The following is a 12867-nucleotide window of genomic DNA, read 5'->3' on the forward strand; positions in this document are numbered from 1 at the left end:
CAAAAGAACCAAAAGAAGTGTTTTCTTCCATATTATTCTTTATTTTTCATGTGAGGTTTGTTTACCGTTTTCATAAGTTCCTGTATGCTTAATATAGAATGTTAGATGAAGTGTGGTGTTTATCATAGAAGAGAATATTTTTAGTCATATCCGGACAACATTTCATAGTTTGTCCCCTACCCAGAAAAAGATTGCCAATTACATTTTACAAAACCCTCAGAAAGTTGTGCTTCATTCGATTAGTGCACTCGCTGCTGAATGCAACACAAGTGAAACGACGATCTTTCGTTTTCTGCGAAAAATTGGCTATGAGTCCTATCAAGTGTTTCGTGTCCATGTCGCGCAGGATATTGCGACCAATACGCCTCAATCCATATACGGTGAGATCGAAGCATCTGATAGTGTCGCAGATATTAAACATAAGGTCATAGAGTTAACAACCAACTCTATTCAGGATATGAAACATATTTTAGAAGACCAAGCTGTGACACAATTTATTGAGCAAATGAAACAGGCTCATAAAACCGTCTTCTTTGGAGCAGGTGCCTCCAGTTTTATTGCCGGAGATGCCTATCATAAGTTTCTCCAGCTTGGCTTTGAAGTGAGTCTATGCAGCGATCCTCATATGATGAATATGATTGCAACACATGCAACAGAACATGATTTTATCGTCGCGATCTCACATTCAGGGGAAAGTAGAGAAATCCTTGATGCCGTACAATTTGCAAAGGAAAAAGGTGCAACGGTCGCCTCGATCACGAGCTATCCGAAATCAGAGCTCGCCAAGAAATCCGACTTTCATCTGCTCAGTTCATCGAGAGAAACAACCTATCGTTCTGACTCAATGATTTCTCGTATTAATCAGCTTGTGATTATTGATGTTTTGTATGTCGCAGCTGTTTTAGAATTAGGATCAAATGCGATCGACAACGTCAAACGTTCTCGATTAGCTGTAGCTAAAAATAAAACATAATCGACAATAGACCGGAGCTGTTTCCGGTCTTTTTTTTGTGACTTTTCTCATATTTTCCGTTGACACATTCCTATTTCGTCATGTACATTAAATGAAAAATAGTTTATTTCCTACTATTAAATTAGAAAGATAGTATATATACTAACAAAAAGAAAAGAAAGCGCTTTTTGTAAGGGGTTTCTAAATAGGAGGCGGACAAAATGGCAAAGCAAATTGGATTCATTGGATTAGGCATTATGGGGAAACCTATGGCACTCAATCTATTAAAAGCCGGTCATACTGTGACTGTTTTCGATATTCATACAGAAGCTGTTCTAGCATTAAAAGAAGTGGGTGCAAATGCCGCTGCATCAGCTGCTGAGGCAGCATCTGTAAGCGATATCATCATCACGATGCTTCCAAAAGGTGAGCATGTAGAAGCAGTCGTAGCAGGTGAACAAGGCATATTGGCTACAGCAAAACCTGGCACGATTATTATAGATATGAGCTCTATTTCACCTGTTACTTCTAGAGCATTAGCGGCACTGGCAAAACAGCATCAGGTCGAATTTATCGATGCTCCTGTCAGTGGCGGAGAGCCAAAGGCGATAGACGGGACACTTGCGATTATGGCGGGCGGAGAAGAAGAGATATTTGAACAAGTAAAGGATGTCCTCTATGCCATGGGCACAGATGTCGTATTAGTTGGATCAAATGGAAGCGGGACAACCGCTAAGCTTGCGAATCAAATCATCGTCAACTTAAATATCGCTGCCATGTCCGAGGCACTCGTTCTTGCCGCTAAGTCTGGCATTGCGATTGATAAAATGTATGAAGCCATCCGAGGTGGACTGGCAGGAAGTGCTGTACTCGATGCGAAGGTTCCTCTCATTTTAGAACGAAACTTTGAGCCTGGCGGACGTATTGACATCAACTTAAAGGATTTAACCAATGTCATGGAAACTGCCCACGATATCGGCGTTCCTCTCCCGCTTTCTAGTCAGCTGCTAGAAATCTTCCACGCCCTCAAAGCGGATGGAAAGTCTGGACTTGATCACGGCGGAATCGTTCAATATTACGAAAAAATGGCTCATGTTGAAGTGAAGAAAGGATGAGGTTCTATGAAACAAAGCATTGAGTTACTAAATGCCATTCCGAAAGCGGATTCAGATCGCATTCAATCAGCATACGAACAAGCACTAAACCATTTTCACCATAAAGTGATTGTATTAGACGATGACCCAACAGGCATTCAAACGGTACACGGCGTCTCTGTTTTCACCGATTGGTCAGAGAAAAGCATTGAAGCTGGTTTTCTTGAAGACAGCCGTATGTTCTTTATCTTAACCAACTCTCGCAGTATGACAGAGAAAGAAACGGCGGTTCTTCATGAAATGATCGCATCAACGATTGTGAAAACGGCTGAACAGCTTGATCAAGATTTCATCATTGTCAGCCGGGGGGATTCCACCCTGCGTGGACATTTCCCACTGGAGACTGAAATTCTCAGAACGACCATTGAACAGCAAAGCTCCCGCCAATTTGACGGCGAAATTCTTCTTCCCTTTTTTAAAGAAGGCGGCCGCTTTACGATTGGCAATATTCACTACGTACAGGAAGGTCACGAATTAATTCCTGCTGGTGACACAGAATTTGCATTGGATCGTACATTCGGATTTCAATCTTCTCACCTCGGAGAATGGATCGAAGAGAAATCAAACGGATCGTTCACTAAGGAAAACACTACTTATATTTCTTTAGAAGATATCCGGGCTTTACGTATTGAACAAATCAAGGATCAGCTGATGACCGTGAAGGATTTTCAAAAAGTAGTTGTAAATGCAGTGGACTATGACGATGTCAAAGTCTTTGTCGTTGCCCTCATAGATGCTATCAAAGCAGGTCAGCACTTTCTATTTAGAAGTGCGGCAGCTCTCACAAAAGTGCTTGGCGGTGTTGAGGATCAAGCACTATTAACTAGACAAGACTTAATACAGGAAGAAAGCACGCACGGTGGCCTCATCATGGTCGGTTCCCATGTCAAAAAAACAACCGAACAATTGCGAGCGCTGCATCAAAATGAAGACATCGCATTTATTGAATTTGATACACACCTCGTGTTAGAACCTGAAGCATTTCAAGAGGAAATTGACCGCGTGATTCAACAAACTGAAAGGCTTTTAACAACCGGGCAATCGGTTGCTGTTTATACAAGGAGAGAACGGCTTGATCTTGGGGACGATCGTCAAGAGGAAGAATTGAAGCTGTCTGTTCAGATTAGTGATGCTGTGACAAGCATTGTTCAGCGACTCTCCATTCGCCCTAAGTACCTTATTGCCAAAGGTGGAATCACCTCAAGTGATATTGGAACAAGAGGACTCAGCGTCAAACGTGCGACTGTCGCAGGTCAAATCAGACCAGGTATTCCCGTTTGGCAAACAGGAGAAGAAAGTAAATTCCCATTCATGTCTTATGTGATTTTCCCGGGAAATGTTGGCTCAAAGGATACGTTAAAAGAAGCAGTAGACATACTTGAAGGATAAAGCAGAGGGAGCGTTCACGCTCCCTTATGCAGCACAAAGGAGGAAAGATCATGTCGTTAGTTTTTATCGGACTTGGCGTTTTGTTATTACTTTTACTCATGGTTGTCTTTAAGTTAAACGCTTTCATTTCGTTGATTATTGTCTCTTTAATCGTTGCCGTTTTAGAAGGCATGTCACCACTTGAAGCGATTGCTTCAGTCGAAAAAGGGCTTGGAAGTACACTCGGCCATCTGGCGTTGGTTCTTGGCTTTGGAGCGATGCTTGGTAAATTGATGGCTGATTCTGGCGGTGCTCAGCGTATTGCCATGACACTCATCGACCGCTTTGGTATCGGGAAAATTCAATGGGCAACGATGCTGACTGGATTTGTTATCGGAATTGCTCTATTTTATGAAACCGGATTCATTATTCTTATTCCATTAGTCTTTACCATTGCTCAAGCCGCAAGACTCCCTGTGTTGTATGTGGGAATGCCGCTCGTCGCTGCACTCATTACAACACATGGCTTCCTCCCTCCTCACCCAGGGCCGACAGCCATTGCCAATGTATTTCAAGCCAACATGGGACAAACCTTATTGGTTGGAATTATTTTAGCCATTCCTGCTGTTTTAGTAGGCGGACTTTTGTTTACGAAACTATTTAAGAAAGATCAACTGCATGCACACATTCCAAAGGACTTGTTTAATCCAAAGGAATTTACAGAAGAGGAAATGCCAAGCTTCGGCATTAGTATTTTCACCGCTATTTTACCTGTATTGCTCATGACATTCAGAGCATGTTTAGAAATTTTCTTCCCGTCCTCCCCGCTGCTACCGGCGGCTGAGTTTTTAGGTGAGCCGGCGATTGCCCTATTAATCTCTGTGCTGCTTGCCATCTACACATTTGGTCTTGGCAGAGGAAAGAGCATGCAGGACGTCATGAAGTCGATTACGGATTCAATTGGCTCCATTGCGATGATTCTATTGATCATTGCAGGCGGCGGCGCCTTTAAACAGGTGCTCATTGACAGCGGTGTTGATCAATACATTGCAGGGATTATGCAAGGAAGCACACTGTCTCCTCTGCTCCTCACTTGGCTGATTGCAGCTGTCCTTCGTGTCTCTTTAGGGTCAGCGACTGTCGCAGGTCTCACAGCAGCTGGCATTTCTGCACCGCTGATTGGTTTGACAGGTGTCAGCCCAGAATTAATGGTAATTGCAACAGGCGCCGGCAGTATTACATTCTCTCACGTGAATGATGCGGGTTTCTGGATTTACAAAGAATACTTTAATCTGTCGATGTCCCAAACTTTTAAAACGTGGACATTGATGGTGACTGTTCTATCACTTGTTGGATTAGCTGGTGTTCTCGTCGCTGATTTGTTTATGTAGGAAAATAAATAGGAAAAACCATTGACTTTTTCTCAAAAAGATTGAATAATTGTGTTTATTAAGAAAATTAAATCAAAGGTAACCTTATTAAGAGTGGTGGAGGGACTGGCCCTGTGAAACCCGGCAACCGCTGTTCCTAGGAACAGAATGGTGCTAATTCCTTAAGCAAGCTGATGCTTGTTTGAAGATAAGGCAGAGATCTCACAGTATATGATGCTCTTCCTTATCCAAGGAAGAGCTTTTTTATTTGATTTATAACCTGAAGAAAGAAGGGATTCAGCATGACACAAGTACAAACCATTGGTAAGAAAACAACAAAGCCGCCATTTCGCGCAGATCAAGTAGGGAGTTTACTTCGTTCTGAACGCATCAAAGAAGCCCGTAAGCAAAAAGCAGACGGTACACTGACAGCAGAACAGCTCAGACAAATTGAAAACGAAGAAATCACTCGTATTGTAGAGAAGCAAAAAGAAATTGGATTAGAGGTTGTCACAGATGGAGAATTCAGACGTGCATGGTGGCATTTTGACTTTCTAGAAGGGCTTGATGGGGTCGAAGGATTTGAAGCAGACCAAGGCATTCAATTCCACAATACGACGACAAAAGCGAGAGGCATCAAAGTAACAGGTAAGATTGATTTTACTGATCATCCAATGCTAGAGGATTATCGCTTCCTTCACAGCATCGCGGGTGATCATACGGCTAAAATGACGATTCCAAGTCCGAATATGCTCTTTTTCCGTGGAAAGCTTGAAGAAGGTGTGTACGACAGCTTAGATGATTTTCACCATGACGTGGCACAAGCTTATAAAAAAGCCATCCGTGCTTTTTATGATGCAGGCTGCCGTTACTTACAGCTAGATGATACAGCTTGGGCTGTGTTCTTTTCTGAAAAAGGACATGAACAAATCAAAGCTTTTGGCCGCGAGGAAGATGAACTGCGTGAATCGTTTGCGAAAACAATCAATGAAGCGGTTGCCGATCGACCAGATGATTTAGTGATCACCATGCACATTTGCCGTGGTAACTTTAAATCAACTTGGGCAGCCGAAGGTGGTTATGAGGCAGCGGCAGAAACGATTTTTGCGGGTCTCGATTTGGATGGTCTCTTCTTAGAATTCGACGATGACCGTTCTGGCGGATTTGAACCCCTGCGTTATGTGAAAAATCCAAACCTTCAAATCGTACTAGGTCTTGTCACTTCAAAGTACGGAGAACTTGAACCCGTCGATCAGATCAAAAGACGAATCGAGGAAGCGGCTCAATATGTGGACATCAACCAAATCTGTTTGAGCCCACAATGCGGATTCGCCTCAACAGAGGAAGGCAACTTGTTAACAGAAGAGCAACAATGGGAAAAGCTGCGTCATGTGATTGAGATTGCGGATCAAGTGTGGAAATAGGCGGAAATCTGCAGAAAAAGCTTACCGTCATAATAAAGAACCGCTTTTTTGGCGGTTCTTTATTTTTTGTCATCTCTATCAACATTATATGAAGTTTAATCGTCATACTTCTATAGTAGAGTTAAGAAGATAATGAATATAAGTTATCTTCTTAAAAACCATCTTTTATACTCATAAGTTGTCTTACAACAAGTTGTGTAGATTGATATACATCTAAGTCATCTTTCTTTCTTGCCAGTATATCCCCTACTGAAATTCCCTTGAAATCGTTTGGTAAATTATTTATCATTGATTTTAATTTTTCTTCTACCTTTTTTCGTTCATTTTCATCCAAAAGGTCAATATTAACAAGTTCTCTCCATTCGTCTTTTTGAATCAATCGATTCCTTAATTCTATTAAAATTAGATCTAGCCAAGCTGGCTGACCGAAGGTAAAGTTTAATGCAATGGTTTCTTCAGAAGAACTAGTTGAATGCCAACAACCTCTTGGAAGAAATAAAAATGATCCCGTATCCAAAATCAATTCCCTTCCATTAGATAAATTTTCATCAGGAAAATCACCATTCCAATACGACTTTAATGGATCTGGCAAATGAGGAGCCTCAATTAATTCATAATGTTGAAGTGGATTCACTGTATTAAAATTTTCAGCCAACTTCCATTTCTTTTTCCCTTTAAGTTGAAAAATGAAATTGCAATACGCATCAAAATGTGCTGAAAATCCAGCTGATTCTTTAACAGCGTACAATACTGCTTTTGCCATTGTTCCCTCAGGCAAGCCTAAAAGATTATCCTATACCATTTAGAATTCAATTTAGTGGATATACAGCTCTCTAAAACCATAAACGCCTTCCTAGATTAAAATAACCGATGATTCTAGCCATCTTTTGTATTTTCTCCAATTTCTTTTTTACAAACTATCAATCTATTTGCAACATCAATCTACTCATCACTATTACTTTATAAACATAAAATTTGTCAAAAAATCATTGTTTAAATATTGAAAAAAATATAAATGACATGCTATTATCTCTTTTGTTAGGATATAAAATAGGAATTTAATACATATATAAGAGGAATGTTACATCAAAAAAATTATAAAACTCCATGTCTTGTTGAGATTCGTAATGTAGTTATTGCTGGAGGACATTAATAACTAGTTTTTCATACCCTAACACTTTATGAAAGGAGTGTACAATCTTTGCTGACTCATGGTGAATGTTATTTATATAATGATTTTGTCAAAGAAAATCAACTATACATATATCCTTTGAAGATAATAAAATCTTAAATCATACCCTGACACAAACGAGCCAAAGCTACAATCTTGGTACCTTGTTATAGAAAAAAGAATGAAGGGAATCACAATGAAGAATAATACAATTTTCGTAAAAAATCCTGATAATGAACAAGAAAGTACTTAGTAGGTATCATTATCGAACCGGGCATGTCCCTAAATCAAGTCGCAGCTGATTTTTATGAACGAATTGACGGACAAAGAGAGTTTATTTCAATAGTAACGGAAATTGCTGAAGAATATGATACAGATGTTCAAACTTGTATCAAAGACCTCCAAGCATTGAGTAAACAATTAATTGAAAAGGAAGTTGTATATGTAAAATGAATAAACTGAATGATGATATTCTAGAAAACATCTATAAAAACATTTCAACTAAGAGAAGCAAAACAATCGTTAATTACATTGCAATGCTAATGGCACTAGCAAGAGATCATGAACTAAACGAGGATGATTTAATTAATTGGATTCACAGTAAATTAAGTGCAATAGGATATTTTCAAGAAAAAAACCGTTTATTTACTCAAAACAAATTAGATGAATTTGTCGTAGAGTTTATTGAAGGAAGAGCACTATTATATGATGATATCAACATAACTGAAACAAAACAAAACGAATATGTCATCAGTAGCAAATTGTGGTACAAAAAGAATCCACCTGAAAGTTTTTTTTATTTTGGTATTGACCCTGAAGATTTTTCGAACTACGCACAAAAACTTGCTCAAATAAACGCCGAAAAACTAGGTATCTCAATCAATTTTTCTAAGGATCAAGCGAATGACAACGAAATAGCTCATATCCAGCTTTCAAAAAAATGGTCTCTTTCAGAAGAATTGACAGTAACTCAGCCAAGTTCAAAAGACTTTTCTTGGTTAACATGTTTTTTCAATGAACATTGGGGTGGAACGACTATGGTGTCTAAAGGGACAACTTATAATGTTTTAAATGAAAACATTATGTTGGCTAAACGTGGAGATACTATAGTAGGAATATTAGTTTACAAAATATTCAAAGAAGAGGCGGAAATCCTGACTTTAGAGGCTCTAGAAAAGTACCATGGGGTTGGCAGTAAATTGCTTTTTGAGTTAGAACAACATCTAAAAACACAAAATATACAATCTATTAATTTAATCACTAGTAATGATAACTTAAATGCCATTAGGTTTTATCAAAGAAAGGGATATTCTTTCAAAAACATCTATATCGGTGCAATTGATAAAGCAAGAATGCTTAAGCCGACAATTCCCTCTATAGGAAATTACGGAATAAATGTCAAAGATGAATTAGAATTTGAAAAAAGGTTGATACGATGACTATAAAAAGCAGATTGATTGTTATTGCGATTTCACTTTTAACTTAAACCAAGACGCAGCTCTCACGATTAATACATTACACATTCCAATACTAAAAGAAAACATAGATGTTTTAATGCCTTTACAAGAGGATAACTTATTATATATCACTATTAATAATAACATTGAATACCTTGTTGATTCACGCGATGATTATGAATGGTTTACTTTTTTAAGTAAAATCAATGGTATCAAATCCATAAAAGATATTTTATCTCAAAATAATCAAAATTTTAGAGATATAAAAGAAAGACTTGAAGAATCAGTATTACTTGATATTATCGAATTAAAATCACTTTTTGAAGATCAAAGCTCTTCTTCAAAAGCATAAATAAATATATTCGAAAGATCATATGATTTATTTGAACCACGCAAAAATTTAAAGTGTGGTTTATTTTTTGTGCAATTTTGTCTTTTTCATAAAACAAAAAGCATTATCATTCCAAAGTGACACCTAAAGAATGATAATGCCTCGATTCAAATTGTTTTCATCGTTTTATGACACCGTGTGTTCTCAAAGAAACCAAATATTTTCTCTATTTAGTCGTCTAAATGCTTTCCATTTGTCGCAATCACTTGTTTATACCAATCAAAGCTTTTCTTTTTCTTTCTATCTAATGTACCTTTTCCTTCGTTATCACGGTCGACATAAATGAAGCCGTAGCGTTTTTTCATTTCAGCTGTTGATGCGCTGACAAGGTCAATTGGGCCCCAGCTTGTATAGCCGATCAGATCAACGCCGTCTGCGATCGCTTCTCTTGCCTCAAGCAAATGACTTCTGAGGTAGTCAATTCGGTAATCGTCTTGAATGGAGCCGTCTTCTTCTACTTGATCCACAGCACCCAATCCATTTTCTACGATAAACAATGGTTTTTGGTAGCGGTCATATAGTTGGTTTAGTGTTGTACGAAGTCCTTTTGGATCAATTTGCCAGCCCCAATCACTTGCTTCTAGATAAGGGTTTTTCACGCCTTCAAATAGGTTGCCACCAGTCACTTGTCCAAGTACCTCTGGATCTGTACTTGTCACAAAACTCATATAATAGCTGAAGCCAATATAGTCGACTGTATGGTTTCTTAGAATGTCTTCGTCACCGTCTTGGAATTCAATGTTGATGTTATTTTCCAGGAAATAACGTTTCATGTATCCAGGGTAATAGCCTCTTGCCTGTACATCTGAGAAGAACAATGTTTTACGATCTTGATCAATCGCAGCAAACATATCTTCTGGTCTTGAACTGTACGGATAAGTTGTCATCGCTGCAATCATACAACCGATTTTCGCATCAGGAATGATTTCGTGTCCTGCTTTAACAGCTAGAGCACTTGCAACAAATTGGTGATGCGCTGCTTGATATTGAATGCTTTTCTCGTCTTCGCCTTTTTCAAATACAAGGCCACCCCCTGTGAAAGGAGCATGTAACACAACGTTGATTTCATTAAAAGTCATCCAATATTTCACTTTATCTTTAAAGCGAGTGAACAATGTTTTAGCGTATGTTTCATAAAGACCCACAAGCTTACGGTTTCTCCATCCGCCGTAGTTTTTCACAAGTGCAAGTGGCATTTCATAGTGAGAGATCGTGACAACTGGCTCAATTCCATGCTTATGCAGTTCATCAAATACTTTTTCATAGAAAGCGAGGCCCGCTTCATTCGGTTCCGCATCGTCACCATTTGGGAAAATACGTGGCCAAGAAATGGATAGTCTGAAGCACTTGAATCCCATTTCTGCAAACAGGGCAATATCTTCTTTGTAGCGATGATAGAAGTCGATCGCATCATGATATAAGTTAAGGTCTTTCATTGATTCATCGAATGGGTGCATAATCCCGTGTGGTGATACATCCGCTGTCGATAAGCCTTTTCCATCTTTGTTATAAGCACCTTCAATTTGGTTGGCGGCTACTGCGCCGCCCCATAAGAAACCTTTAGGAAATGTTTTTTCTAAATTGGTCATGTTGAATGCCCTCCTCATTTTCTTCTACACTGACTGTAAGCAATGTCTCTTTTACTGTAATCGCCCCATCTGTTTTCGCATTAACTTGTGCATAATCATTTGTGTTGGTGACGATAATTGGCGTTGTTACATCATAGCCTTCTTGCTGAATGCCCTCGATATCAAATTCAACTAGCAGATCTCCTGCTTGAACAAGATCACCTGACTCTACATGACTTGTGAAATGTTTACCGCCAAGTTTTACTGTATCAATCCCCACATGGATGAGAAGCTCTGTGCCTTGATCACTCTTTAAACCAATGGCATGTTTCGTTTGGAAAATGGTTTCAACCTTGCCGTTGAACGGTGCTACTACACGTCCAACTGTTGGGACAATGGCTGTTCCTTTACCCATGATTTCATTAGAGAATGTTGCATCATTTACTTGATTGAGCGGCTTTAGTTGACCTTCAAGCGGGCTTTGTACCACTTCATTTTGAAGCGCTACTGTGTCTTTCTTTTCTTCTGGTTTGTCTGCTTTTGTATCATCTTTCACTGGTACATCTTTGAATCCTAGAACAAGTGTCATGATGGTTGCTACAACAAAGCCGATCACTAATCCAATGATGGAGTAAACAAATGTCGGTCCAATGAACGTTGGGAGACCTGGAAGACCTGCTGATCCTGATATCACATATGACTTTACTTTGAAGATGGACATGAACACGCCGCCTGCTGCTGCACCAATGAGGGCTGCAAGGAACGGTTTTTTCAATCGCATGTTCACACCATACATAGCAGGTTCAGTAATACCCATTAACGCAGTGATACTTGTAGACATCGCCAATGATTTGAATGTTTTGTTTTTTGATCTTAAGAAGACACCGAATGCTGCGCCTGCTTGTGCCATATTCGCTACAAACATCATTGGAAGAATGAAGTCAAAACCGTTTAATGTAATGTTGTTGATCATGATTGGAAGTAGTGCATAGTGCATGCCCGTAATGATCAATGGTGACATAAAGCCACCGATTAAGAGTCCGGCCAAAATACCTGCATGTTTGAACAATAAATCAATTCCACCTGAAAGACCATTTCCGATAATTCCACCAAGCGGTCCAACCGCGATGAGCATAACTGGTACCACGACAAGAAGTGTAACTGTTGGAACAAGAATGATTTTTAGTGATTTCGGACTATATTTTTCTGCGAATCTTTCCACATATGAGCCGAGCCAGATAGTGAGTAGAATTGGAATCACCGATGAAGAGTACACAACGGCAACCACTGGCAAGCCTAGAAATTCTGTATTTCCTGCACCTAGTAAAGCAGTGAGCTGCGGGTGCAGTGCGGCTGCTGCAATAGCAGCGGCGATATACTGATTTGTGCCAATTTTTTTGGCTACGCTTACAGCAAGCAGAATCGGTAAGAAGTAAAAGGCTCCGTCTCCGATAGCTGTTAAAATCGCATATGTGCTGCTTTTATCTGAGATCCATTGGAACGTCAGCATTAATGCCAAGATTCCTTTGATCATACCAGCTCCAGCGATGGCTGGAAGAATCGGTGTGAAGACACCAGAGATAAAATCGAAAAGCTTTGAAATCACATTTTGTTTTGATGCTTCTTCTGAATCGCCTGACTTTACATCTGTTGATAACCCAGAATCAGCAATCATTGCTTGATAGACGTTTGATACGTCGTTGCCAATAATGACATGGTATTGACCGCCGCTTTGATTCACGCCCATGACGCCATCTGTTGATTGCAGCTTCTCCTTATCCGCCTTGCCTTCATCGTATAAATTGAAGCGAAGTCTTGTCATACAATGCGTGACTTGCTTTACATTCTTTTCACCGCCGACAAGCTCTAGAACTTCTTTTGCTGTTTGTTTGTGGTTCATTGTGTTACCCTCCAATCGTTGATTTCATCTTGATATAGAAAAAACCTAAACATCCATTAATGCCCGAAAAATAGCGATTCAGACATTAATCGATATTTAGGTTTTGCCTGCT

At 39.4% G+C, this 12867-nt stretch carries 11 protein-coding genes and 1 riboswitch; of the genes, 8 read left to right on the forward strand and 3 right to left on the reverse strand.

Features of this window, described 5'->3' with window-relative positions; all coding sequences use genetic code 11:
- The first annotated feature begins 115 nt into the window (after positions 1-115).
- The 5 genes from NSQ11_RS18295 (at position 116) to NSQ11_RS18315 (ending at position 6268) form a co-directional block, all read left to right on the forward strand.
- A complete protein-coding gene (locus tag NSQ11_RS18295) occupies positions 116-973 on the forward strand; it encodes a MurR/RpiR family transcriptional regulator (RefSeq protein WP_017368342.1) in 858 nt (285 codons plus the stop codon).
- A 200-nt stretch (positions 974-1173) separates the two neighbouring features.
- Positions 1174-2067 carry a 2-hydroxy-3-oxopropionate reductase gene (gene garR, locus NSQ11_RS18300; RefSeq protein ID WP_035389960.1) on the forward strand — a complete coding sequence of 298 codons (894 nt, stop codon included), beginning with the start codon at positions 1174-1176 and terminating at the stop codon, positions 2065-2067.
- Positions 2068-2073: 6 nt separating this feature from the next.
- On the forward strand, positions 2074-3495 hold the full coding sequence (locus NSQ11_RS18305) for a four-carbon acid sugar kinase family protein (protein WP_057078862.1): 1422 nt from the start codon (positions 2074-2076) through the stop codon (positions 3493-3495).
- A 50-nt stretch (positions 3496-3545) separates the two neighbouring features.
- Complete coding sequence (locus tag NSQ11_RS18310) at positions 3546-4865, forward strand: gluconate:H+ symporter (protein WP_017368345.1); 1320 nt, start codon at positions 3546-3548, stop codon at positions 4863-4865.
- 81 nt (positions 4866-4946) lie between these two features.
- Positions 4947-5059: riboswitch (SAM riboswitch) on the forward strand.
- Between the two features lie 87 nt (positions 5060-5146).
- Positions 5147-6268, forward strand: coding sequence for a 5-methyltetrahydropteroyltriglutamate--homocysteine S-methyltransferase (locus tag NSQ11_RS18315; RefSeq protein ID WP_025208229.1), 1122 nt, complete (start codon positions 5147-5149; stop codon positions 6266-6268).
- A gap of 151 nt (positions 6269-6419) precedes the next feature.
- Here NSQ11_RS18315 and NSQ11_RS18320 read toward each other — a convergent pair whose 3' ends face one another.
- Complete coding sequence (locus NSQ11_RS18320) at positions 6420-7031, reverse strand: cupin domain-containing protein (protein ID WP_234805330.1); 612 nt, start codon at positions 7029-7031, stop codon at positions 6420-6422.
- Positions 7032-7715: 684 nt separating this feature from the next.
- On the opposite strand from NSQ11_RS18320, the gene NSQ11_RS18325 reads away from it, so the two are divergent.
- The 3 genes from NSQ11_RS18325 (at position 7716) to NSQ11_RS18335 (ending at position 9248) form a co-directional block, all read left to right on the forward strand.
- The gene (locus tag NSQ11_RS18325; RefSeq protein ID WP_017358652.1) at positions 7716-7892 is read left to right on the forward strand and encodes a PqqD family protein; all 177 of its coding nucleotides are present in this window, start codon (positions 7716-7718) and stop codon (positions 7890-7892) included.
- Positions 7889-8878 carry a GNAT family N-acetyltransferase gene (locus tag NSQ11_RS18330; RefSeq protein WP_017358651.1) on the forward strand — a complete coding sequence of 330 codons (990 nt, stop codon included), beginning with the start codon at positions 7889-7891 and terminating at the stop codon, positions 8876-8878. Before NSQ11_RS18325 ends, NSQ11_RS18330 begins: the two co-directional genes overlap by 4 nt.
- A gap of 115 nt (positions 8879-8993) precedes the next feature.
- Positions 8994-9248: a hypothetical protein gene (locus tag NSQ11_RS18335; RefSeq protein WP_025208230.1), complete on the forward strand. Its 255-nt coding sequence runs from the start codon at positions 8994-8996 to the stop codon at positions 9246-9248.
- A gap of 209 nt (positions 9249-9457) precedes the next feature.
- On the opposite strand, the gene NSQ11_RS18340 is transcribed toward NSQ11_RS18335, so the two are convergent.
- Both NSQ11_RS18340 and NSQ11_RS18345 read right to left on the reverse strand, forming a co-directional pair.
- Positions 9458-10876 (reverse strand): glycoside hydrolase family 1 protein, encoded by a 1419-nt coding sequence (locus tag NSQ11_RS18340; RefSeq protein WP_342501192.1) that lies wholly within the window; start codon positions 10874-10876, stop codon positions 9458-9460.
- Positions 10848-12755 carry a beta-glucoside-specific PTS transporter subunit IIABC gene (locus NSQ11_RS18345; protein WP_025208232.1) on the reverse strand — a complete coding sequence of 636 codons (1908 nt, stop codon included), beginning with the start codon at positions 12753-12755 and terminating at the stop codon, positions 10848-10850. Before NSQ11_RS18345 ends, NSQ11_RS18340 begins: the two co-directional genes overlap by 29 nt.
- Positions 12756-12867: the final 112 nt, after the last annotated feature.

Origin of the sequence: Bacillus sp. FSL W7-1582 (genome assembly GCF_038593325.1) — a bacterium.
Classification (GTDB): domain Bacteria; phylum Bacillota; class Bacilli; order Bacillales; family Bacillaceae; genus Bacillus; species Bacillus altitudinis.

Excerpts from the sequence above, each read along its gene's own strand:
- NSQ11_RS18305 (WP_057078862.1), top strand. The coding sequence starts at position 2,074 with ATGAAACAAAGCATTGAGTTACTAAATGCCATTCCGAAAGCGGATTCA.
- NSQ11_RS18335 (WP_025208230.1), top strand. The coding sequence starts at position 8,994 with ATGCCTTTACAAGAGGATAACTTATTATATATCACTATTAATAATAAC.
- NSQ11_RS18340 (WP_342501192.1), bottom strand. The coding sequence starts at position 10,876 with ATGACCAATTTAGAAAAAACATTTCCTAAAGGTTTCTTATGGGGCGGC.
- NSQ11_RS18330 (WP_017358651.1), top strand. The coding sequence starts at position 7,889 with ATGAATAAACTGAATGATGATATTCTAGAAAACATCTATAAAAACATT.
- garR (WP_035389960.1), top strand. The coding sequence starts at position 1,174 with ATGGCAAAGCAAATTGGATTCATTGGATTAGGCATTATGGGGAAACCT.
- NSQ11_RS18320 (WP_234805330.1), bottom strand. The coding sequence starts at position 7,031 with ATGGCAAAAGCAGTATTGTACGCTGTTAAAGAATCAGCTGGATTTTCA.
- NSQ11_RS18315 (WP_025208229.1), top strand. The coding sequence starts at position 5,147 with ATGACACAAGTACAAACCATTGGTAAGAAAACAACAAAGCCGCCATTT.
- NSQ11_RS18310 (WP_017368345.1), top strand. The coding sequence starts at position 3,546 with ATGTCGTTAGTTTTTATCGGACTTGGCGTTTTGTTATTACTTTTACTC.
- NSQ11_RS18345 (WP_025208232.1), bottom strand. The coding sequence starts at position 12,755 with ATGAACCACAAACAAACAGCAAAAGAAGTTCTAGAGCTTGTCGGCGGT.
- NSQ11_RS18325 (WP_017358652.1), top strand. The coding sequence starts at position 7,716 with ATGTCCCTAAATCAAGTCGCAGCTGATTTTTATGAACGAATTGACGGA.